At 43.6% G+C, this 23,532-nt stretch carries 23 protein-coding genes and 1 other RNA gene; 10 read left to right on the top strand and 14 right to left on the bottom strand.

Annotated features, from left to right (window positions below):
* Positions 1–142: 142 nt before the first annotated feature.
* The 3 genes from arcB (at position 143) to mtgA (ending at position 4,093) form a co-directional block, all read left to right on the top strand.
* Positions 143–2,482: an aerobic respiration two-component sensor histidine kinase ArcB gene (arcB, locus tag Xmir_RS18410; RefSeq protein ID WP_099115580.1), complete on the top strand. Its 2,340-nt coding sequence runs from the start codon at positions 143–145 to the stop codon at positions 2,480–2,482.
* Positions 2,483–2,718: 236 nt separating this feature from the next.
* Positions 2,719–3,372 carry an isoprenoid biosynthesis glyoxalase ElbB gene (elbB, locus tag Xmir_RS18405; protein ID WP_099115579.1) on the top strand — a complete coding sequence of 218 codons (654 nt, stop codon included), beginning with the start codon at positions 2,719–2,721 and terminating at the stop codon, positions 3,370–3,372.
* Positions 3,373–3,376: 4 nt separating this feature from the next.
* Entirely contained in the window at positions 3,377–4,093 is a 717-nt protein-coding gene (mtgA, locus tag Xmir_RS18400) for a monofunctional biosynthetic peptidoglycan transglycosylase (protein ID WP_099115578.1), read from the top strand.
* Between the two features lie 93 nt (positions 4,094–4,186).
* On the opposite strand, the gene dolP is transcribed toward mtgA, so the two are convergent.
* The 4 genes from dolP to Xmir_RS18380 form a co-directional block, all read right to left on the bottom strand.
* The gene (gene dolP, locus Xmir_RS18395; protein ID WP_099115577.1) at positions 4,187–4,762 is read right to left on the bottom strand and encodes a division/outer membrane stress-associated lipid-binding lipoprotein; all 576 of its coding nucleotides are present in this window, start codon (positions 4,760–4,762) and stop codon (positions 4,187–4,189) included.
* A gap of 11 nt (positions 4,763–4,773) precedes the next feature.
* Positions 4,774–5,364: a DnaA initiator-associating protein DiaA gene (diaA, locus tag Xmir_RS18390; RefSeq protein ID WP_047964279.1), complete on the bottom strand. Its 591-nt coding sequence runs from the start codon at positions 5,362–5,364 to the stop codon at positions 4,774–4,776.
* A 51-nt stretch (positions 5,365–5,415) separates the two neighbouring features.
* Positions 5,416–5,799, bottom strand: a complete 384-nt coding sequence (locus Xmir_RS18385; RefSeq protein ID WP_099115576.1) for a YraN family protein — start codon at positions 5,797–5,799, stop codon at positions 5,416–5,418.
* 126 nt (positions 5,800–5,925) lie between these two features.
* Complete coding sequence (locus tag Xmir_RS18380) at positions 5,926–7,899, bottom strand: penicillin-binding protein activator (protein WP_099115575.1); 1,974 nt, start codon at positions 7,897–7,899, stop codon at positions 5,926–5,928.
* A 63-nt stretch (positions 7,900–7,962) separates the two neighbouring features.
* On the opposite strand from Xmir_RS18380, the gene rsmI reads away from it, so the two are divergent.
* Both rsmI and rnpB read left to right on the top strand, forming a co-directional pair.
* Positions 7,963–8,853 carry a 16S rRNA (cytidine(1402)-2'-O)-methyltransferase gene (gene rsmI, locus Xmir_RS18375; RefSeq protein WP_099115574.1) on the top strand — a complete coding sequence of 297 codons (891 nt, stop codon included), beginning with the start codon at positions 7,963–7,965 and terminating at the stop codon, positions 8,851–8,853.
* Positions 8,854–8,896: 43 nt separating this feature from the next.
* Positions 8,897–9,281: RNase P RNA component class A (gene rnpB / locus Xmir_RS18370), an RNA gene on the top strand.
* A 96-nt stretch (positions 9,282–9,377) separates the two neighbouring features.
* Here the strand turns inward: rnpB and Xmir_RS18365 are convergent.
* Complete coding sequence (locus Xmir_RS18365) at positions 9,378–10,079, bottom strand: pirin family protein (RefSeq protein ID WP_099115573.1); 702 nt, start codon at positions 10,077–10,079, stop codon at positions 9,378–9,380.
* A 114-nt stretch (positions 10,080–10,193) separates the two neighbouring features.
* Here Xmir_RS18365 and Xmir_RS18360 point away from each other — a divergent pair, with 114 nt between their 5' ends.
* Positions 10,194–11,090, top strand: coding sequence for a LysR family transcriptional regulator (locus Xmir_RS18360; protein ID WP_099115572.1), 897 nt, complete (start codon positions 10,194–10,196; stop codon positions 11,088–11,090).
* Positions 11,091–11,139: 49 nt separating this feature from the next.
* On the opposite strand, the gene Xmir_RS18355 is transcribed toward Xmir_RS18360, so the two are convergent.
* From Xmir_RS18355 to Xmir_RS18335, 5 genes are all read right to left on the bottom strand, one after another.
* Entirely contained in the window at positions 11,140–11,535 is a 396-nt protein-coding gene (locus tag Xmir_RS18355) for a DoxX family protein (RefSeq protein WP_099115571.1), read from the bottom strand.
* Between the two features lie 214 nt (positions 11,536–11,749).
* On the bottom strand, positions 11,750–12,046 hold the full coding sequence (locus Xmir_RS18350; RefSeq protein WP_099115570.1) for a YqjK-like family protein: 297 nt from the start codon (positions 12,044–12,046) through the stop codon (positions 11,750–11,752).
* Positions 12,039–12,440: a phage holin family protein gene (locus Xmir_RS18345; protein WP_099115569.1), complete on the bottom strand. Its 402-nt coding sequence runs from the start codon at positions 12,438–12,440 to the stop codon at positions 12,039–12,041. The genes Xmir_RS18350 and Xmir_RS18345 overlap by 8 nt, the downstream gene beginning before the upstream one ends.
* A 1-nt stretch (position 12,441) precedes the next feature.
* Entirely contained in the window at positions 12,442–12,747 is a 306-nt protein-coding gene (locus tag Xmir_RS18340) for an ElaB/YgaM/YqjD family protein (RefSeq protein ID WP_099115568.1), read from the bottom strand.
* 242 nt (positions 12,748–12,989) lie between these two features.
* Positions 12,990–13,658 (bottom strand): DedA family protein, encoded by a 669-nt coding sequence (locus tag Xmir_RS18335; protein WP_099115567.1) that lies wholly within the window; start codon positions 13,656–13,658, stop codon positions 12,990–12,992.
* Between the two features lie 673 nt (positions 13,659–14,331).
* Between Xmir_RS18335 and sstT the strand changes: the two genes are divergently transcribed.
* Complete coding sequence (gene sstT / locus Xmir_RS18330) at positions 14,332–15,579, top strand: serine/threonine transporter SstT (RefSeq protein WP_099115566.1); 1,248 nt, start codon at positions 14,332–14,334, stop codon at positions 15,577–15,579.
* Between the two features lie 101 nt (positions 15,580–15,680).
* On the opposite strand, the gene Xmir_RS18325 is transcribed toward sstT, so the two are convergent.
* Entirely contained in the window at positions 15,681–17,702 is a 2,022-nt protein-coding gene (locus Xmir_RS18325; RefSeq protein WP_099115565.1) for an NADPH-dependent 2,4-dienoyl-CoA reductase, read from the bottom strand.
* 305 nt (positions 17,703–18,007) lie between these two features.
* On the opposite strand from Xmir_RS18325, the gene Xmir_RS18320 reads away from it, so the two are divergent.
* Entirely contained in the window at positions 18,008–18,604 is a 597-nt protein-coding gene (locus Xmir_RS18320) for a GNAT family N-acetyltransferase (RefSeq protein WP_099115564.1), read from the top strand.
* A 32-nt stretch (positions 18,605–18,636) separates the two neighbouring features.
* Here the strand turns inward: Xmir_RS18320 and Xmir_RS18315 are convergent, their stop codons facing one another.
* The 3 genes from Xmir_RS18315 to Xmir_RS18305 all read right to left on the bottom strand — a co-directional run bounded on the left by Xmir_RS18315 (position 18,637) and on the right by Xmir_RS18305 (position 21,739).
* Positions 18,637–19,572, bottom strand: a complete 936-nt coding sequence (locus tag Xmir_RS18315; RefSeq protein WP_099115563.1) for a VirK/YbjX family protein — start codon at positions 19,570–19,572, stop codon at positions 18,637–18,639.
* Between the two features lie 370 nt (positions 19,573–19,942).
* Positions 19,943–20,392, bottom strand: coding sequence for an acetyltransferase (locus Xmir_RS18310; RefSeq protein WP_099115562.1), 450 nt, complete (start codon positions 20,390–20,392; stop codon positions 19,943–19,945).
* A 177-nt stretch (positions 20,393–20,569) separates the two neighbouring features.
* On the bottom strand, positions 20,570–21,739 hold the full coding sequence (locus Xmir_RS18305; RefSeq protein ID WP_099115561.1) for an MFS transporter: 1,170 nt from the start codon (positions 21,737–21,739) through the stop codon (positions 20,570–20,572).
* A 381-nt stretch (positions 21,740–22,120) separates the two neighbouring features.
* Here Xmir_RS18305 and Xmir_RS18300 point away from each other — a divergent pair, with 381 nt between their 5' ends.
* A complete protein-coding gene (locus Xmir_RS18300; protein WP_099115560.1) occupies positions 22,121–22,390 on the top strand; it encodes an Ogr/Delta-like zinc finger protein in 270 nt (89 codons plus the stop codon).
* 486 nt (positions 22,391–22,876) lie between these two features.
* The gene (locus Xmir_RS18295) at positions 22,877–23,440 is read left to right on the top strand and encodes a phage tail protein (protein WP_244170982.1); all 564 of its coding nucleotides are present in this window, start codon (positions 22,877–22,879) and stop codon (positions 23,438–23,440) included.
* Positions 23,441–23,532: the final 92 nt, after the last annotated feature.

Genomic DNA, 23,532 nt, shown 5'->3' with positions numbered 1-23,532 from the left:
AGTTAAATGAATAATTATTCTGTTTTTATGTGTTTTTATTCTATTGTGAATTAGGAGTGATATCCCTCAACGAAGTCGAGCCTTTTTTACGTTATGATTCAATCTGGTGACTTTACTGGAAATTACTTTACTGGGAACGGTTATGAAGCTGATTCGAGGGCTTGCCCAATATTATGTAGATTTGATGATGAAACTGGGGTTGGTGCGTTTTTCGATATTGCTTGCCTCTGCTCTGGTTATTCTTGCGATGGTCATGCAAATGGCAGTTACATTTGTATTGCATGGGGAAGTACAGCGTATTGATTTAATTCGCTCTATCTTTTTTGGTTTGGTGATTACCCCTTGGGCCGTTTACTTTCTTTCCATCGTTGTGGAACAACTTGAAGAATCTCGCCAACGTTTATCCAGCCTGGTCGATAAGCTGGAAGAGATGCGTCAGCGTGATGCTATTTTGAATCTGCAACTCAAAGAAAACATTGCTCAATTGAATCAAGAGATCAGCGACAGGGAAAAAGCGGAAAAAGCGCATCTGATATTGCTGGATAAACTTAAATTGGAAATGGAGCATCGTGAAAAAACGCAGATTGAGCTTGAACAGCAATCAGTACTATTGCGTTCATTTTTGGATGCTTCTCCGGATTTGGTTTATTACCGCAATGAAGACAATGAATTTTCCGGCTGTAATCGGGCGATGGAACTGCTGACTGGCAGAAGTGAAAAACAGCTTATTGGCCTGACCCCGACGGAAGTTTACGATAAAGAAATTGCCAGTAAAGTGATGGAAACTGACGAAAAAGTATTTCGCCATAATGTCTCCCTGACTTACGAACAATGGCTGGTTTATCCCGATGGGCGCAAGGCCTGTTTTGAACTCAGAAAAGTCCCTTTTTATGATCGCGTTGGAAAGCGACATGGATTAATGGGATTCGGACGGGATATAACGGAGCGTAAGCGCTATCAGGATGCTTTGGAGAATGCCAGCAGGGATAAGACCACTTTTATCTCTACGATTAGCCATGAGCTTCGTACGCCTTTAAATGGCATTGTTGGGTTGAGCCGGATCTTGATGGATACCGACTTGACACCAGAGCAGAGTAAATATTTGGAAACTATCCATGTCAGTGCCATTACTCTTGGAAATATTTTCAATGATATTATTGAGTTGGATAAAATTGAGCGGCGTAAAATCCAGTTGGACAATCAGCCGATCGATTTCACCGGTTTTATGGTGGATTTGGAAAACATCTCGGGATTACTGGCACAGCCGAAAGGCATTAAATTCGTACTGGAACCTGCATCGTCACTGCCTGCTAAGGTTTTGACCGATGGAACACGCCTGCGACAAATTTTATGGAACCTGATTAGCAATGCCGTGAAATTTACGCCTAAAGGGGAAATTCGGGTGCGTATCTGGCGTGAAGAAGGAGAGCGGCTGTTATTTGAAGTTACGGATTCTGGCATCGGTATTCCTTCTGATGAGCTGGAAAAGATCTTTGCCATGTACTACCAGGTGACAGACAGTGCTGGCGGACGCCCTGCGACAGGAACAGGGATTGGTCTGGCTGTCTCGAAACGCCTTGCTCAAAGCATGGGAGGAGACATTGCCGTGACAAGCACGCTAGGTCAAGGCTCTTGCTTTACTTTGTCTGTGGTTGCTCCGGCCATTGATGAACATCCCGAAGGAAAAGAAGATCAAGATACTTTGCCATTGCCTGCTCTTAATATTTTGCTGGTGGAAGATATTGAACTGAACGTCATCGTTGCCCGTTCGGTATTGGAGAAATTGGGAAATAGTGTCGATGTTGCCATGAACGGGCATGATGCGCTGGCGATGTTTGATCCTGACGAATATGACTTGGTGTTACTGGATATCCAATTGCCGGATATGACAGGGCTCGATATTGCGCGTCAGTTACACCAGCGTTACTCCTCTCAATCCTTACCTCCATTAATCGCCCTGACAGCCAATGTGTTAAAGGATAAGAAAGAATACCTTGATGCAGGTATGGATGACGTTCTCAATAAGCCGCTTTCCGTCAAGGAGTTGATTGCCACGATGGAAAGATATTGGGGTAAGGCATCTGATTCTGAAGGCAAATTACCAGAGGCTGATATTGTGAAAAAAGATGAAGAACGACTCGATATGGAATTGCTTAACCAGTATATCGAATTGGTTGGGCCAAAGATGATTGCTGACAATCTGGCTATTTTCGAAACCATGATGCCCGGTTACCTCGCTTTACTGGATTCGAACATGACTGCCAGAGATCAAAAAGGCATTACGGAAGAAGCGCATAAGATCAAGGGTGCTGCGGGTTCTGTTGGATTGCGTCATTTACAGCAGTTGGCCCAGCAGATTCAATCACCTGATTTACCGGCATGGTGGGATAATGTGCAGGAATGGGTGGATGAGTTAAAGCTGGAGTGGAAGAATGATATAGAAATATTGAGAAATTGGTTGTCGGACGTTACAAAAAAATAACCCCAACCGAAGTTGGGGTGCGCTAATACTGCGCCAACACCAGGGAAACTTGTTTACCCGCTTATCTAAGATTTATTTTCGATGCGAGTAATGAAAGAATTCTTCTACACAGAACACAGGTACCAACATAGCAAAGATAAGATTTTTTGTTACAAGATTCATTAAAATCTGTGATGAAGATTGGTGTTTAACCCTCTAAGGGGTTAAGCATTAATCTACTACAAATGGAGAGAAATATGAAATCTATTGCCGTTATATTGAGTGGTTGCGGAGTGTACGATGGAAGTGAAATTCACGAATCAGTTCTGACTATGCTCTCTTTAAGCCGTCTTGGCGCTAAAGTGTCTTTTTTTTCACCTGATGAGGTACAACACCATGTTATTAATCACCTTAATGGGGAAGAGAAAAAAGAAATCCGCCATGTAATGGAAGAATCTGCCCGTATAACACGGGGAAATATACAACCTTTATCGCAAGTTGATATTAATGAGTTGGATGCTTTAATTATTCCGGGAGGATTTGGTGCAGCCAAGAATTTATGTAATTTCGCATTTAAAGGGTCAGATTGCGAAATAAATAAAGAATTATTAAGTATTATACAGGGAATGTATCAACAAGGCAAACCTATGGGGTTTATGTGCATTTCGCCTGTTATGGTACCTAAAATATTAGGCAAACCGATAAAAGTCACCATAGGTAATGATCCTGAAACGGCTGCACAAATAGAGAAAATGGGCGGCATACACGTTGAATGTCCTGTTGATGACATTGTCGTTGATTTTGAAAACAAAATTGTAACAACCCCAGCCTATATGCTCGCAGAATCTTTGTCCCAGGCAGAAAAAGGTATTGATAAATTGGTTAGGAAAATATTGGAAATGATTGAGTAAGCGGATGAAAAATCCTTTTTCAATATTATGGTGCTGGCTGAAAAGAATTGCCGTATGGATCACACTCCTATGGTTTGTTGCTGTAATCGCGTTTTCATTTCTGCCGGTGCCGTTTTCTATGGTGATGATAGAGCGACAAATAAGCGCCTTAATCTCAATTAATTTATCTTATGTTTCTCGTTCTTCATGGGTGGATCAGAATCAAATTTCGCCTTATATGACATTAGCCGTTATTGCCGCCGAAGATCAAAAATTCCCAAAACATTGGGGATTTGATTTTGATGCTATCGAAACTGCAATGGAGCATAACAAAAAATATCAGTCGCGCATGCGGGGAGCATCGACGATTTCTCAGCAAACAGCCAAAAATTTATTTTTGTGGGAAGGGCGTAGTTGGGTAAGAAAAGGACTGGAAGCGGGAATAACGGCAGTACTGGAATTATTGTGGTCAAAGAAGCGTATCCTGACGGTCTATCTCAATATTGCTGATTTTGGCAATGGCATTTTTGGCGTGGAAGAAGCGGCTCAGCATTACTTCGGTAAACCCGCCAGCCGATTGACCGCGTCTGAAGCTGCGTTGCTCGCGGCTGTATTACCAAATCCTCACCGTTATAAAATCAATGCGCCTTCTGCCTATATATTGCAACGTCAACAATGGGTTTTGCGGCAAATGCAGTTAATGGGGGGAGAGAACTTCCTAAAGCAACATCATTTGAGATAGAAAATCCACTGAGGTAAGAGTGGAAAACCAATAAAAAAGCGGCACTGATTTGTGCCGCTTGTAGGCTGTCGTTGAGCGTTTAAATCGAATTCTTTAGTTGAGATCAGTAAAGGCTGTTGTCACGCGTCTGACGCCGCTGGTTTCACTGGCTATTTTCGCTGCGGCTGCCCCTTCTTGTTTAGTCACAATACCGAACAAGAAGACTTCACCGTTTTCAGTCACTACTTTGATGCTGGAGGATTTGACTGCATCACTGGTTAAAATTTTCGAACGAACTTTGGTTGTCAGCCAAGTATCTGCGGAGGCAGTACCCAGAGCAACCGGATTGCCTTGGCGGATCTCGTTATATACCACGTCGGTGCCTTCAACTTTTGAAGCAATCTGCTTTGCCCGATCAGCCAGAGCCATATCGGGGCTTTGCCCAGTCAAAAGAACTTTGCCTTGATATACAGTGACCACGACCCGGGCTTGTGCCTTAATTTGTGGGTCTTTGCTAATCGCATTGCTGACCCGGGCTTCCAAAGTCGTATCGTCAACTTGCTGCCCGATAGTCCGTGGATCTGAACCTGCTTTTGTCGCAATCGCGGCGGAACCCACGACAGCAGCGCCAATACATCCTTGTAATAACATTGCACTGAAACATACCAATAATAGAGAAAATAATCGCATTAGTTGGCTCCTTATTCATCCTGATGAGGAAATAACGTATTGTCGATTAAGTCGCACAGACAATTGATTGTCAACATATGAACCTCTTGGATCCTGATGCTATGGTGTGAGGGGATCCGGATTTCAACATCCTGCGGCCCCAGTAATCCCGCCACTTCTCCACCATCGTAACCTGTTAGCGCAACAATCGTCATATCACGCGTGACAGCCGCTTCCACTGCTTTGATGATATCCCGGCTGTTTCCATGCGTAGAAATGGCGAGCAGAACATCTCCGGCATGCCCTAATGCTCTGACTTGTTTAGCGTAGATTTCGTCAGGCTGTTTACTACTGGTGATGGCAGTGATCACCACATTATCAGTATTCAGTGACAAAGCTGGCAGACTTGGGCGCTCTGTTTCAAAGCGATTTATCATGCTGGCGGCAAAACGCTGTGCGGTTGCGGCAGACCCGCCGTTACCACAGCAAAGAATTTTGTTGCCGTTCAGCAGTGATTGAACCAGCATCATTGCGGCGCGTGATATTGCGTCGGGTAATGCTTCTGCTGCTGCGATCTGAGTTTGAATACTTTCTGTGAAGCAGACTTTAATTCTATCCAGCACGTTATGACCTATGTATATTGGGTATGTTTATTTAGCGAGAAAACTGAGAATCTACAGGAATAGGTTCTCATTCAGGGTGAAAGCATTTTTCAGCCATTCAAATTTCTGACCTGTTATCGCACAAACATCAAAGCGGCACGAGGCCGTTTCCAGACATTCATTGCGTTGATACAACCAAACAGCGGCTGTATGCAGCAGCTTCTTACGCTTGTTTTTGGTAATTGTAGCAATGGCATCTCCGTATTGTGAGTTCTGACGGAAACGGACTTCAACGAATACCCATGTGTGTTTATCACGCATGATCAGATCGATTTCCCCGCCACGAATTTTCACATTCTCTGCAACAAAGGCAAGCCCTTGTTTCTGTAAAAACTGTTTAGCCTGATGTTCGTAATGGCGTCCCTGCGCATAGCGATTAGTTGTTAGTTTTTTCATCCTAAAATAACCAATAAAACATGATACCTATTGATTTACAGTCAGTGAGGCAGAAGGCGCGCCAACAGTTGAACGCGCCTATACTCACGCCATGTATTTGCGTTATTTATTACGTCAGTCCGGTACTTATTGTACCGCATTACTTTGACCCGAATTATTTACATTATCTGAATCGTTCACATTGTCGGGGTTATTTATGCCGTCAGTGCCAGTGCTATTTCCCACGTGGTTGGAATTTTCAGGTGTGATACGGCCATTGCTGAACTGCATCCAGGGTAGCTGTCGCGAAATAATGCAATTATCTGTGACAGAAAGTTCCCCTGATGCGCCATTCAAACGGAACCCACTCTCTTGTTGCATCTGCGTAAACTGATTTGCCAGTGACCACGCATCTATCCCCATTGCGTAAAGGCGCATCAGGCTATAATCATTGGTAAATTTTTTGGCTGCTTGCTGCATCAGCGGAACGTTCGTACCTGTCAGCAATGGGATATCGCTGAACTGCATGCCATCCATTTCTAGTCGGAAATCCGGGCCTGTACCTGATTTATTACTGCGTGAATTGGCATAAAGAGCTGGTTTTTTGCGGGAACTGATCGCCATATCGATCATTGGCTTAATAATTGACAGTTCATCCGCTGTTGCAACAATGTAAACCGCATCCACCGGGCCATTGGCTGAGCTTGGGGAAATAACCGGTGTATTGGTATTGTTCTGAGAAATATTGTTCTGAGAAATATTGTCCTGAGAAATATTGCTCTGGGAAATATTGCCCTGAGCTGAATCTGTCACAGAAGCACTGACCGGAACCCGTGTGCCAGACATGCGAATGCCAACGCCACGGTTCATGGATTGTCTCATTTCTCCCGTAGTCCCGAAAGTTTGCTGTAATACCGCCTGACCGCCTAGTTTCTGCCATTCTTTTGCAAAGGCTTTTGCAACCCTGCTGCCCAAATCGGTACGAGGTATTAAGATCAGGGGATTACGCTTCTGTTGCTGCCAAATATGTATGGCAGCACTTTTCGCTTCATCTTCAGGAGACAGTGAGAAATAACAGATATTCGGCCGTACTTGTGGCACATCCAATTCATTGAGGGCCAGAATATTCAATGGCGTCTCAACCTGTACCAATTGTTCCACATTAGGTTTTAATAATGGCCCAACAACCAATGTCACGCCATCTTGCTCTGCTTGCGCGAGTAGATTTGCGAGTGGCTGGCTGTTGGTATCATAGACTTTTACGGCTTGATCATTAACCGGGGCATCATTGATTGTGGAAGAAGTAGTGGTTGCTGAAATTTCGGTTGAAGATGATCGGTTAGTTTCATCCGCAAGCGGTGTGTTACTAGCATCTGAAATACTGGCAACTGAAGTACCAGCCACTGATTCTCCTTCTGGTGTTGATGCCGCAGCGGTGGCGTCTGTATTCTGAGTATGTGCAGCGTTGGTTGTATCGTTACTGCCTGAATCTGTAACATTGGCTGGCAATGACGGCTTTGGCAATCCTTTTTGTGCATCAAGGAAACCCTGACGAATAGCTTCACCAAACACTTTTGCCTGACCGCTCAACGGCAGGAACAGGCCAATGATTGCATGACCATCTTTTGATTTTTGCAGCATTTGTTGCAGTTCGGTAGGTAAGCTACGTGCAGCAGGATTATTTGAATAGCGGATTTGCCAATCGTGGATGGCAGAACGCAATTTATCGAGATCCTGCCTATTAGTCTGGTAAGCATTGAGTAAATCGAGCCAGCCCTGCAACGTATATTCATTGGCGTTAATCACCAACTCACTGAGTTGTTGTGGAGAAAGATGCGTCAGAACTTGCCATGTCTCATCAATATTCTTCTGTCGGCCAGCTTCATCTGTCACATGAGGCTCCAGTGCAATGTAAGCACGGATCACATCAAGTGATGGTTGGTTATGGGCTGCGTCAATAATGGCCTGATAGCGGTTAATCTCTGCGCTGATCTTGTCTTGAGGCTGAGAAGTTGGTTGCCCTTGCCGTTCGGGCATGGTACACCCTGCAATAATCATAGTCGACAGTAAGGCTGTGTAGACTAAAACAGTTTTGAAACGCACAAAAATTGAGGGAAGCATACTGTATCCAGTGATGTTTTTTTCAAAGATGCTCAATTTTAAATCGGTCATTCGGATGAAACAATGAATCAAACCAATCGAGCAGTGGTTACGACATCCACGCTGTATGTTGTGCCAACCCCTATTGGAAATCTGGGGGATATAACTCAGCGTGCTCTTGAAGTTCTTAAACATGTCGATTTGATTGCAGCCGAAGATACGCGACACACTGGCTTGTTGCTTCAACATTTTGCCATTAATGCGCGCATGTTCGCACTTCATGATCATAATGAACAGCAAAAAGCAGATCAATTAATTGCGAAGCTGGAACAAGGAACGAGCATCGCATTAGTCTCTGATGCAGGTACGCCTTTGATTAACGATCCCGGCTATCATCTTGTTCGTCGTTGTCGTGAAGCAGGCATCAATGTAGTCCCATTGCCGGGCCCTTGTGCAGCGATTACGGCACTGTCCGCTGCTGGCCTGCCGTCTGATCGTTTCTGCTATGAAGGCTTCCTTCCTGCAAAAAGTAAGGGGCGTCAAGATACCCTGCGTGAGTTGGCGCAAGAAACACGCACGTTGATCTTCTACGAATCGACACATCGGTTGTTGGACAGTTTAGAAGATATTGTGAAAGTGTGGGGTGCAGATCGCTATATTGTGTTGGCACGGGAGTTGACTAAAACGTGGGAATCCATTCAGGGGATGCCTGCGGGTGAACTTCTGGCATGGATCAAAGAAGATGAAATGCGCCGCCGGGGTGAAATGGTGCTGATTGTGGAAGGGTATCGCAAACCGGCAGAAGATAGTTTACCGTTGGAAGCTTTGCGGACACTGGCATTATTGCAAAACGAGTTGCCATTGAAAAAGGCAGCGGCATTGGCTGCGGAAATCCACGGTGTGAAGAAAAATGCGTTGTACCGCTACGCCTTGGATCAAAATTCAGCCCTTGAACAAATTGAAGAAGACGCGTGAAAATCCCTATACATTGGATAGCAAACCTCTTATAATCCGCGCCGGAGTTGACCAGACAGTCGCCGCTTTATCTCTCTTTCAGGAGAAATAGAGGGGAGGAAAGTCCGGGCTCCACAGGGCAGGGTGCCAGATAACGTCTGGGAGGTGAAAGCCTACGACCAGTGCAACAGAGAGCAAACCGCCGATGGCCCGTTTCTTTGCAAAAAGAAAGTCGGGATCAGGTAAGGGTGAAAGGGTGCGGTAAGAGCGCACCGCGCGACTGGTAACAGTTCGTGGCACGGTAAACTCCACCCGGAGCAAGACCAAATAGGGGTTCATAGGGTACGGCCCGTACCGAACCCGGGTAGGTTGCTTGAGCCAGTGCGCAAGTGCTGGCCTAGATGAATGGCTGTCCAAGACAGAACCCGGCTTATCGGTCAACTTCACAAATTCAGCCCTATAAAGTATTTGCTTTATAGGGCTTTTCTTTATTTCTGGGAACAATTTCTGGGAAAATTTCCGGGAAAAAAGAAAACGATGCTGAATCAGTCAGCTAAATCAATCAACAGTCCCCGGAATGGGGTATCTGCCAGCAATGTGACTTCCTGTTCTTCCTGAATAAAAACGCCATCCCCACATTTAATCTCGAGATTATTATTTTTATTGCCGTGAATGCGGGCATTGCCACTGATAGATTGCAGGTAGGCATGTTTGCCTCGCAAAGTCAGAATTTGGCTATCATGGCTTTTCACCGCAAGATAGCTTATCCATACCTGTTGGCGCAGATACATGCTGTTGTTTTCTGATGTAGGGGAAGCCAGCAATGTTAATGGTACATTTGGCAGAACCTTATGTTGTAATGGCAGGGGTTCTTGCTGGGGGCAGGCATTAAGCCAGAGTTGCAACCGTGTAAGGGGGATTTTGTCACTGGAATTATGTTCACTGTAACTAATGCCCTGACGGGCAGAAAACAGCAGACAATCCCCTTGCCTCGCGTGGAAATGGTTTCCTTCGCTGTCACGGTATTGAGCCTCTCCTTGCAGGATAATATTCAGAATATCAACATGGGGGTAAGACTTGGGCTGGAATTCGGCGTTAGGCGCTAAAACCTCCTGATTAAGAACACGTAGCGCCCGGTAGTTCAAAAATTTTGGGTCAAAATAATGGCCGAATGAAAAAGTATAGCGAGCTTGTAACCAGCCATAATCGGCTGTACCGCATTGCTTTGCTGTTCTCGTTATCATCATAGCTGTCATCTCTTTAACCAATAAACCTATTGGTCCCGATCTTAATTATCTGGACGTTGAAATGTTAGCCAGTTAATCTGGTGGCTATATTCAAAATTCCTGATTGAGAAAAATATGGGCAAAGAACGTGCGCTTACATTGGAATCCCTACGAGTCATGGATGCGATAGATCGACGGGGAAGTTTTGCGGCGGCAGCGGATGAATTGGGGCGAGTTCCCTCTGCATTGAGTTATACCATGCAGAAGTTGGAAGAAGAGCTGGATGTGGTGCTGTTTGATCGTTCCGGTCATCGTACGAAATTTACCAATGTTGGCCGGATGCTGCTGGAGCGGGGGCGGTTATTGCTTGAGGCGGCGGATAAATTGACAGCAGATGCGGAATCGCTTGCTCGTGGTTGGGAAACGCATCTGACCATTGTATGTGAAGCTTTGTTTCCGATTTCATCGCTTTTTCCTCTTGTGGATCGATTGGCAAAAAAATCGAACACTCAGCTTTCGTTAATGACAGAAGTATTGGCAGGAGCTTGGGAGCGCCTGGAAACGGGACATGCTGACATTGTAATTGCACCGGATCTCCATTTCCGGGCCTCGGCTGAAATAAATTCACGTGCACTTTATTCTATTAATAACGTCTATGTTGCCAGTGTGGATCATCCTATTCATCATGAACCTGAACCATTGTCTGATGCCACACGGGTGAAGTACCGTGGGATCGCGGTAGCGGATACAGCACGGGAGCGTCCTGTATTGACGGTTCAGTTGTTGGATAAACAACGGCGCCTGACGGTCAGTTCACTGGAAGACAAGCGCCGGGCGCTTTTGGCAGGATTGGGAGTGGCGACGATGCCATATCCGATGGTAGAACAGGATATTGCTGAAGGTCGATTGCGTGTTATTGGTTCAGAATATAGCCATGAAACCAACATCATTATGGCATGGCGGCGAGATAGTATGGGAGAAGCCAAGTCTTGGTGCTTGCGTGAAATTCCTAAGCTATTTATGAAGAAATAAAAAAAGCCCCTTGCTGATTATTCAAAGCAAGGGGCTTTTGTATTATTGATTACCAGTTTTTCTTCAATGCACCATCAATACTAAATTTACCCGGCCCCATCATTGCCAGCATCAGATAGCCTGCACCAATGGAGAAGTTTTTCAGGAACATCGTCAGGTTCATTCCATCTGAAAAATCATTGTGGAACAGGACCGCTGTCAGGATACAGAAAATAAATATAAATACGGATGTGGTACGCGTTAACAGGCCGAACATCACAGCAAGCCCACCACCGAGTTCAAGCAAAATTGTTAATGGCAGTAAAATGCCTGGCACTTTCATGGCTTCCATAAATTCTTGCGTCCCCGCATAGGCATCACCCAATTTTCCATATCCTGCGATGATGAAAAGAACGGATATTAAAATACGAGCGATCAGCAAGCCACTATCTTCAAATTTTTTCATTATTGTCTCCAAGAATACTGCGGGTAACGATAAATAAGTTGTCTGCCTAGATTAAAATGACCAAAAAACGGACAAAAAAGCACAATTTGTTAATCATTATCTGATGGTGGCATTCTAAGAAGAGGCGTTATTTGTTGATAGTAAAGAATACTAACAATTTAATGCAGTTTTTTTGAAAGAGAGTTATTGAGGTTTAGCTATTGAGGCTGATTGGCTAATATCTATTCAGCATGTTTCGTATCGTTTTTATGACACCAAGAATAGTGATCATCCGGCGTGACCAACGATAACATTTTTGCGGATGACGGCATAGCCCATAAAACAGGGTAATGCCAGCACCGATGGCAACATAGGGTTTGAAAGCAAGGAGAGTCTGCCAGCCTTTATCATAGGGCTGTGTGATATCAAGCCATTGCTGACAGCAAGCAGAGAGTGATTGACGTTGCTGCTGGATCTCTTTTAATAACTGTTGCTTTCGTAACTCTCGTTGATGATGCCACGCTTTATTCATGATGATCATCCTCCAGCATTTTGCGATCAATTTGCAGTTGTTCACGGGTTGTATTAAAAAAGGTGAGTTTTCGGGCTTTTCTGACCGTCCAGATTGCACTAAATACGGCGAGAATCAGTAGCGTTCCGGCAGTAATAACCATTGCCATTACCCGATAGTTCGGATCGATGGCCCAGAATATCAGCATGAGTAAGCACATCAGGCCAAAGCCTGCGAATAACAATGTGAACCCTACCATCAGCAGCAGTTGTGTCAGCATCGCAGTACCTTCCTCCAACTCAACTGCAACGAGTTGGATACGCTTTTCAACCATGCTAACAATAATCGCTGCTACCCGCCGTAAAGTGTCAAATAGCCCTTTTCCTGGGCCTTGTGAATGGGATGGTGAAGTCATCTCAGCGCCTTGATAGCAATACACCTAAGACGATGCCAACGGCTGCACCAATACCAACACCTGTCCATGGGTTTTCACGGACATAATTATCTGCATGACCTGCAAATTCTTTCGTTTGGTTGATCAGCTTATCACTGGCATCACTGAGGGTAACACGCGCATCTTTCAGCGTTTTTTCTGCTTTGCTACGCAGTTTTTCCAGTTCCGCTTTTGATTTATCACCAGAGTTATTGAGCACTTCTTCCAGAGTATCCGCAAGGGATTGTAATTCAGCACGTAGATCTTCAGAATTTTTTTTCTGTGGCATGGCCTGGCTCCTTAAATATACGATGGTTGAATTTCTACCATAGTCGCTTTTATAAGGAGTTTAAAGTGAGAATAGATGAAAAATTGTCACAATATATCGCAAATTAATCTTAAATATTGTTTAAGTGGATAAACGTAACAGTTTAATGGACAAGATGCTGTGGGTAACCAAGCAGGATGTCCTGCGGTATGTTTCTCCACAATATCAATCACAGGAAAAATACCACAGGAAAAAATGGAGGATTATGAAAGGGTATTATTGGAGCGTTTCTTGCGCCAAATAACTGTCAGGCTGCCAATCAAGCCGATAAGTAACAGACATACAGGTAACAGTACCAGAAAGCTCATCAGATACTCTTCGTACTGACGGAACAGAGGGCTTTTACCCAGTATATAGCCCAATGTTGTAAGAATAACCACCCACAAGAACCCGCTGAGCCAGTTGAATAGCTGAAATCGTCCGCTCTTCAGCCCCGCAAGGCCCGCCAATGTTGGCAGCAAGGTTCTGATAAAAGCAAGGAAGCGTCCTACCAGCAAGGCGGATAAGCCATGACGGTGGAATAAATTATGTGCGCGTTGATGATAATGGGCGGGAAGATGTGATAGCCAGCCTTGAACTAATTTGGTATTGCCAAGCCACCGCCCCTGAAGATATCCAATCCAGCAGCCAAGGCTTGCACCGGCGGTGAGAATGACTAATGTCACTGGAAAGCTCATGGTTTCTTTGGAGATTAAGACGCCGACTAATATCAATAGGCTGTCGCCCGGTAAAAATGCGGCAGGTAATATCCCATTTTCCAGAAACAGGATGATAAATAGCAGGATGTAGATTGCCCATACTAACGATGGATTAGCTAATGTTTCGTAATCCTGGTGCCAAAGTGCATAAATAAGGTCTGTTACAATTTCCATCAAATGTTCCTAAAACGCCGGTTAAGGACTGCATCTTACTTTTATGGTGCATTTATGGTGAATTTCTATTGGATGCTGAGTAAACACAAAGCATTAAATATCCGCTGTCATAAAATGCCCTCAAAATCCCTTCAAGATGGCATAAAGATTGACTGTGACACTTTAACAAAATCAGCACTGGCGAAACAGAAAATTTTGGTGATCAATTGAACATTAGTCAAAATGTGAAATTAAATTCATCCCGTTATATCGTTTGATTAATTATTTATTAAAGTTTTATAAAATAACATGAATACCCTATTTTACCTGTGGATGGGTTGAATTTATGTTTTTTGCCAGTTAAATCCATTCCTGTTGATCGCTTCGTGCCGAAAAGTAATCTATCCGCACTTTTGGTGACAGAAAAATAATCTGTGATCATTATTGAGAGTGTTATTTTTTAACTTTATGAATATAAAGAAAAATAATAACTTTTATCGTAATGCTTTTTACTCCATGAGATTATTTAAATGGAAAAACTGACGTTTTGATCACACAAATGTAAGCAATTTGTTATCAAATATTGCGTACTCTGTATATTGCAACTAGTTATTCTTTGCGATTTTCTTAATTTCCTTATACTCGGGAAAGCAAACACCAGGCTCATCGAGCAAAAATATCAAATGGATAGGCTATGGAAAAACAACAAAAAGGCTTTGTGCAATATATTGTACAAGGAAGCCTAGTAAAACAAATCTTACTCGGATTAATTCTGGGAGTATTACTGGCATGGCTGGCGCCTTCTGCGGCTAAGTCAGTTGAACTGTTAGGAAAATTCTTTGTCGGGGCACTAAAAGCGGTAGCGCCTGTTTTAGTATGGGTTCTGGTCATGTCTTCGATCGCAAATCATAAAGCAGGCCAGAAGAAAAGTAACATTCGCCCCATCCTGTTCTTGTATCTGATTGGCACTTTCTTAGCTGCGGTTGTGGCCGTCATTGGCAGTATGCTGTTCCCGTCGACATTGGCATTGGTGACAAATGATGCTCAGATATCACCACCAGAAAATATTATTGAAGTGCTGAGAGAAGTGTTGCTCAACATCGTTGCCAATCCGATTGATGCAATCTTAAAGGGAAACTATGTCGGGATTCTGGCATGGTCAATTGGCTTGGGGATAGCTTTACGTCACGCTAATGAGTCAACTAAATTACTGGTTCAAGACTTATCAGAAGCTGTGACAAAACTCGTTCGCGTTGTTATCCGTCTGGCCCCTGTCGGTATTTTCGGTCTGGTGTCTTCAGCCATTGCCACAACGGGTTTTGAGACGCTATTGGGTTATGCTCACCTGTTAACGGTACTCATTAGCTGCATGATTATCGTTGCGCTGATCGTTAACCCGTTGATTGTGTACTGGAAAATCCGTCGCAATCCTTACCCGCTGGTTTTTGAATGCCTGCGTGAAAGTGGTATCACGGCATTCTTTACGCGTAGTTCTGCCGCTAATATTCCCGTCAATATGGCAATGTGTCGTCGGATGAATTTGGATGAAGATACTTACTCCGTTTCCATTCCTTTAGGGGCAACCGTCAATATGGCCGGGGCGGCAGTGACTATCACTGTATTGACACTGGCGGCAGTTAATACTCTGGGTATAACGGTAGATATTCCTAATGCAATATTGTTGAGTGTGGTTTCAGCCATTGCAGCATGTGGAGCATCAGGCGTTGCGGGAGGATCATTATTGTTGATCCCGTTGGCGTGTAGCATGTTTGGTATTTCCAATGACATTGCCATGCAGGTTGTTGCGGTAGGCTTTATCATTGGCGTATTGCAGGACTCTGCTGAAACCGGGCTGAACTCTTCTACCGATGTGTTGTTTACCGCTGCGGCTTGTCAGGCAGAAGATAATCGCCTCGCGTCAGACCAATTAGCGCAACGTTAATTATTCGCTGGGTTGATTTGCTAGCCGGAATGAAACGGTGATAATAAGTTACAAATTATCACCGTTTTTTTATTAAACGCCACTTATTGGGCTTCTATCCATTAGATTTTAAGCGCTAATCGAGTCCCTTGATCAATTGCCTGGCGGGCATCCAGTTCAGCAGCGACATCCGCACCACCAATCACATGCACGCTTTTTCCCATTGCTTGTAAAGGTGAGTACAGCTCTTTCAGCGGCTCTTGTCCCGCACAAATAATGACGTTATCCACTGCAAGGCATTGTTGCTCATCACCACGACGAATATGCAGCCCTTGATCATCAATTTTCAGGTATTGCACGCTGTTTAGCATCGTCACCCCCCGCATTAACAGGCTGGCTCTATGTACCCACCCCGTGGTCTTTCCTAAACCATCACCGACTTTCGAGTCCTTGCGTTGCAGCAGGTAAATTTTCCGTGGGGAATGCTCGGCTTTTGCTCCTTCTGGGCATAATCCGCCCCGATGTATAATTGTCTGATCAATTCCCCATTCTTGGCTAAACGCATGGCTGCTCAAGCTGGAGCTTTGCCCGCTTTGGCTCAGATATTCTGCGGTATCAAAACCAATGCCGCCAGCACCGATAATGGCGACATGTTTTCCGACTTGCCGCTTGTGTTTCAATACATCCAGATAAGTCAGCACTTTTTCATGGTCAATGCCGTCAATATTGGGAGTGCGTGGTGTAATACCTGTCGCGATGACAACTTCATCAAATGAGGAAAGTTGATCGGCTGTTGCGGTCTGATTGAGACGAACTTCAACGCCATTTAATGCCAATTGGCGATCAAAATAACGCAAAGTTTCATGGAATTCTTCTTTGCCGGGGATTTGTTTGGCGATATTAAATTGTCCGCCAATTCTGTTCTCACGTTCAAATAGTGTGACATGATGTCCACGGCTGGCGGCTGTGACTGCAAAGGATAAACCCGCCGGCCCTGCGCCGATAACAGCAATGGTTTTGGGGGCTTTTGCGGGTTCGGCAATGAATTCAGTTTCGTGGCAGGCGCGTGGATTAACCAAACACGAGGTCAGCTTGCCGACAAATATTCTATCCAGACAAGCTTGGTTGCAGCCGATGCAGGTATTGATTTCATCCGCACGGTTCTGCTCAGTCTTCAACACAAATTCTGCATCAGCAAGGAAAGGGCGAGCCATGGAAACCATATCGGCACAACCTTCACTGAGAATTTGTTCGGCAACTTGAGGATCGTTGATACGGTTGGTCGTAATTAAAGGGATGCTGACTTTCCCCATTAATTTTTGAGTCACCCAACTGAATCCGGCTCTGGGCACCATAGTTGCAATCGTTGGAATACGGGCTTCATGCCAGCCGATGCCGGTATTGATGATGGATGCACCTGCTTTTTCAATCTCCAGCGCCAGTTGCTCTATTTCCTGCCAGTTAGAACCATCTTCCACTAAATCCAGCATGGAAAGGCGATAGATAATGATAAAGTGCTCTCCCGCTATAGCTCGGACGGCTTTGACAATTTCCAGAGCAAAGCGCATCCGGTTGTCGAAAGAGCCTCCCCATTTATCTTGCCGATGATTAGTGCGGGAGACCAGAAATTGATTGATGAGATAACCTTCTGAACCCATGACTTCAACCCCATCATAGCCTGCCTGTTGGGCAAGCTGGGCGCAGCGGGCGAAGTCCTTGATTGTTTGCTGGATATCTTCCTCGGACATTTCCCGGGGCGTAAAGGGATTAATGGGTGCCTGAATGGCGGAGGGCGCGACGAGATTTTTTTGGTAGCTGTAACGTCCCGCATGCAGGATTTGCAGGGCAATTTTCCCACCAGCCTGATGGACTGCATCCGTGACAATCTTATGGTGGGGCAGGGAATCTTCACTATTCAGGACGCTTGCTCCGGCAGTAACAACGCCCTGTGGATTTGGCGCGATACCGCCCGTCACAATTAATGCGACGCCGCCGGCCGCCCGTTCTGCATAGAACTTGGCCAGCCGTTGGGCACCATTAGGATGTTCCTCAAGTCCCGTATGCATTGATCCCATCAATACACGATTTTTTAACGTGGTAAAGCCCAAATCCAGCGGTGCAAGCAGGTGAGGGTAATTGCTCATTGCATTCTCCATCAAATATTTGGTTACTCAAAAAGTATTATTTTTTTCGTATGGCTTAAGTTTTTCACTTGGTTATGGCTAAGTGGTCGGATGAGATAGTGATCAAATTTAGACAGTTCCAGCTTGATTGGAATCTCTTTGTTAATTGATTGTGACAAGTATCATGAAATCTATTGGGTATAGAAAAAATATCAACAGCATTTGAATAAGAGTCTATTAGGCAAGAAATGGCTTTTATTTATGATTGTTGTGTATTTCTTAACTAGGCATACTGCCAATGTATTCTTCAACAATGGTAGATAAGCATGAAAAAAATCACTGATCGGGTCACCTTGGCAGGAAAAAGTGTAACCTTAGCGCCGTTGTCACATGATAAACATGATGAATTCGTTCGTGCCATAGACGATGGGCAATTACATAAACTGTGGTATACCAGCGTACCTGATCCGACAAATGTCCAGGCGGAGATTGAACGTCGTCTAGCCCTGCATGCCAAGGGAAGTATGCTGCCTTTTACTGTCATCGATAATGCAACGGGAGCCGCCGTTGGGATGACAACCTATATGAATATTGATGCCAATACTCCCAGATTGGAAATTGGTTCTACATGGTATGCACGTTCTGTTCAACGTACCGCAATTAATACGGAAGCAAAGTTTTTGCTATTGCAGTATGCCTTTGAAGAATTGGGATGTGTAGCGGTGGAATTTCGGACTCATTTTCTGAATCAACAGAGCCGCAGAGCGATTGAACGGTTGGGGGCAAAACTGGATGGTATTCTGCGCAGTCACTCGAGAGCTAAGAATGGTTCGATACGAGACACTTGCGTCTATAGTATTCTTCTTAATGAATGGCCCGCCATTAAGGCACATCTTACATGGTTAATGGCGCAGCCGCGTTAAATGTCAGCCAAAGTATCCCTTTCTGACCGGGATCAGGCAGTAAGGGATGCTTTGATGCTGTTTTCCAATTCATCCAGTAATTGATAACGACGACGATATTCGGCGCGTTTTTTACTGGGGATATCATCCAGCGCTTTTCTTTCTATGATTGAGGGTAAATGGAAATCATTATTTTCCTTTCTGACCCCACTTAATGATTCCCAGAAGGAGTTATAATCGGCTACCATCTGGTTTTTCTTTTTATGCCAATAACGAATGCTGCGGTAGATATGAGTCTCATTACTGACCGCCAAAATTTGCCCGCAATCCACATGTGCGGCAAAACAGCAGATAGCTTCAATCAATAGGCGCTTAGGAAATAATCCATAACACTCTTTCGTTGCATGGCGGATAATCTCCAGAGAATTATCCCCTTTGGCTGGCCCTTGTAATACCCCGATGAATAATGTTTGTTTGCCATCTACCGCTAATAAAGTAAATGCACACTTTGCCAGAATGACATTTTCTGCGGTGGTAATATATAAAGAAAGCTCCCCTTCTTTGTTCAAATTATCCAGTGAATCAATGTAAATCATAAATGATTCATTCTTTCCCTGAATGGTTGTCAATAGATAAGCATGAACATCAAATATTTTGCTAATAACAGTTGGCTCTAATTGCTGGAACAGTAATTTATAATGTTCATTCAGTGCACAGACAATCTGTCTGCGTTTAAAATTAATGCTCAAATACGGGCGATGTAATTTGCAAGGTAAACTGGGTTGTTTTTTTAAAATATCCAAATAGCGTGGCGTCTTGGCAAGACTATCCAAGAGCTTCAACGTAGAAACAGGTGTCAGAATGCTGCGAAATGCAAATTTAGTGCGGTTACTGGAAGAATGCCAATGTTCCCCTGGAGTAACACGTTTTCTGACGAGATCGGCAAATAGCTTCACTCCTGAAGTTGCAGGTTGTTGTAGATAATTCATTAATGCTCAGACTCAATAGAAATAAAAATACTTATACGCTCCCGATTATATCATTGATTTTGTAAACTTTACTTAAATGTTTACAAAACATTCCATTACTTTAGGTTTATGTATTTTATATAAAGCCTATTTGCTTTGTTGGTATTTTTAAATCCTATTGTAATACAGATTAATTTATAATAATCATCCTTTTAATGAATTAATTAGCATTTGTTTAATTTTACTAATGATTGTTCTTTTTTGTGTCCTATATAAGTATTGGATAAGTCTTGGTTTTTCTATAGGATGGCTATTATTGATTATCCAGAAAACCTCAGAACGAGGTTTAGCATTCAGATAATGATTCTATTTTTATTGGGATATTGAGCGTTCAGGCCAGTTTCATATGTGTCAGTTTCATATGTAATAGTGGAAACGGATTTCCTTGCCCATCAAGCTCTGAGCGGGAAAAAACCTGAAATCCCATATGTTGGTAGAAGCCAACACCTTGTGTATTTTGTTCATTGACATCCAACTCACTGATTTTTAATTTATCAATGGCAAATTTCAGCAACATCTTGCCAACCCCTGTACCCCGGGCTTGTGGTGTAATAAACAACATTTCCACGCGATGTTGAGCGGTACTGATAAATCCGACGATGTTATGTTGCTCATCCAACGCCTTATAGACAGTGAGATTAGGCAAATAATCATTAAGGATTTGTGGACGCAAGATCTCAATCATGGCCTTAGGAAGAAAATCATGAGTAGCAAGTACGGAGGCTTCCCAAATCTGAATAAGTGCTGTGAAATCAGCTTCGGTGGCTTGTTGTATTTGCATTTAATATCTCCACATATTTTTATCGCTTTCGGTTTTTGGTTGAGTGTTTTTCGGCTATCTTAAAGTAAAAATAATGTAATGCAATTGGGCTAATATCATTCGTTGTGCGTAAGCATATTAAAAGTAAAAAAGCGCCACAGTTTGTGGCGCTTTCATCAGATTCAGGATTATTTTGTATTAGCTTGCCAATACGCGGTCTTTGCGACGCAAACTTGCCAGTAGCATATAAATTGCAGTAGCTAACAAAACAATAAAAAAGAAGCTCATTAACCCGTTATGCTGTCCATTGAAATAGTGTTGCAGCATAAAATGCCCCGCGCCCAGAGGCCCGATAGCAGAACCGATACTGTAACTTAACAGCATGACTTGGCTTGCGGCTACGATATAGGATGAATCCAGTTTGTCACAGGCCAGAGTGATAGCAACGGGATACAGGGCAAAAGAAGACATTCCCAACAGAGCCAGCGCCACTATCGTCACAATATAATGTTCAAAAAGATACGTCATTCCTACGGCAAACACACCCAGTAATGAAACTAAGGCCAGTAGGAAAGTTTTGCTCATGATAATAGATAGCTTACTGATAATTGGCTGTATAACCATTCCACCCAGAATAATTGCAGCCATCAACACACCAACTTGATCGGCATTGAAATGACTTTGGCTTAATGACAAAGGCATCAACCCGTAGATAGTGCCCATGACAATGCCGGATGTTATACAACCAACGATAGCGGGCTTACTGAATTGGGTGATTTTTCTCAGTGATAAACTCTGATGATGAAGCGAAGGTGGTTGCCCATGACGCACGAATAATGGTGGCAAAATCGCTAACAGCAGCAGAGCAGAAACGACCATAAAAGGGAGCATTCCCTGAGTCCCGATAGGCCCAATCAACAACTGACCCAAAGTTGTTCCGCCGTAGAGTGATGTCATGTAGAAGCCTAAGCGTTTTGCACGCTCTTTGGGATTATCGCCAATCAATAGCCAAGACTCGACCACGACAAAAATCCCGGCAACAGCGATGCCAGCCACACAACGAATAAGCAACCAGATTTCTTTATTTGGAAAAAAAGGCAATACAATCACTGTTGCAGCCAGAAGCAACAAAAAAACAATAAAGGAAAGACGGTGACCTATCTTCGCAATAACAGGTTCAATCATCATTGAGCCTATTAATAGACCTGTATAATAAGCACTGGCTAACCAACTGGCATAAATCGTATCGATGTTGAAACTTGCCATCGACAATGGAATTAAGCTCATTAGGTAACCAGAAGCAATTGCAAAAACAGTCAAACCCGTAACAGGTACAAATGCACTGTCATTGTTGCGCAGCAGTTTCACTACTGTCGTCTCCACATAAAAAAATCAGCCAGAAATGCGCTGCTTCTCATCAAGATTTTGCCGAATGGCGATCACGATATATGCCAAGGACTGGGATATATCTTGGTGATTTAAGCAGTAGGTAAGTCACTCAATGACTTTGAGTGGTGCGGACTATAGCTGTTTCTTACACAGAGATACAACGAGAAAAACTGATACTCATGAGTGAAAAGATTTATGAAGGTAAATCATCTCGTTTGGAGAATCATGATCGAGTAGGCAAGCTGATGTATCAGTAACATTACATACCCCTATTAATTAAGATCACCTAACTTTTGGGTAAAATACGCCAATAGTCACAATCTCCAATCTCTGAAAATAAATCTCTTGGAAATAAGTAACATGCGCGTATTAAAAATTATTTGCCCTGAGTGTGGGGCTAAAGCAGCTATTGGTAAAACAAACCGTAAACATCCTGAAATAGCAGATCTTTACTGTGCGTGTTCTGATATTGAATGTGGGTATCGATTCGTCATGAACTTGACTTTTTCCCATACCTTAACCCCCAGCGCTAAAACCAGTGACAAATTGTTGCGGACTGTGGTGAATAACCTCAGCCCGCAACAGCGTCAGGAAGCATTAGCATTATTGAAAGCAGGCTCTGCGGCTTAATGCTAAGGTACTTTTAACCGATTATTCAAAAAGATCCAGACCGTTCGCATCTGTCAGCCGGACTTTTGCGAACGGAAATTTTCTGGTTTCCTTGAAGTTCTGCTGAATATGACAAGCTCTCCATCTTCGCTTGATTCTCTGAAATGAAACTGAATGATGAATCTCTTTAAGAGATAGCCAAGAATAGCATTCAAATTTTAAATTAACTTTTCTCGATGTATAAAATTTAAATTAGAGGAAATAGGATTGCCAGGGATAGAAAAATATTCCGTCCATCGCTTTTATAAAATCACCTTTATAATAAATAATCTAAATTTCGGCCTGATTCGGTTATGGAATGATATCCGAATTTATCAGAATTAAACTATTCGCAGTGATCGATTAAATTCGTAATAATACATCTGAGTTGAACGGAAGAGATTAAATATCTCAGTTTAATCCACAATCAGGCGTGAAAACGCCTCGGCAAAGGATTGCCACCCATTTATGAGCCAAGGCGAATTTTTTACCCGTAATAATGAAAGAATTGAAACTAACAGCGGTATGCATGATATGAGTAAATTACAGCAATTAACGACATTTTTACGAGAAAATTTGCCAGATAAAACGGAGTTTATCAGTGAAATGGGGAAAATTCGTTTTATTCAGGCTCAACGGGATTTAGGGCTGGGGCAATACCAGATGTTTATCCAAAAATATGAGGCGGTGATGACATGGTGGAATTTCCCCTACAGGGATTGTGATCCACGATATATTCCGCTGTTAATCGATGCGTGGCTGACAGAACAAAGCAGTGAATTAGGAAATCCCAATCAGGGACAGGAACGTCCAACCATGACGGTCAAAGCGAATGAAGATACTGCGGCTGTTGTCGTGTCGTTGCCATTGTCTGAATCTGTAATTATGCGTGAGGATAAAAACGGTATTGTCCCTTTTGATGGTAAACGCTGGCTGTTGGCAACCCCGGAAATCTGGTTTGCTGAAAACATAGACTCAATCAATGTTAAGTTGAGCCAACACGGCGGCAATTTGGAAGGCGACGGTGTCTAGTCCTGATATACGTTGACACTTATTTTACTCATCACCGCCTGATGATGTACGTCATCGGGCGTTTGATATTTTAGGGCTAAGTGGGGTCGGTA

It is taken from the genome of Xenorhabdus miraniensis, from assembly GCF_002632615.1.
Note: the sequence above shows the minus strand (reverse complement) of the source record. Positions and strands in the feature narration are given on the sequence as shown.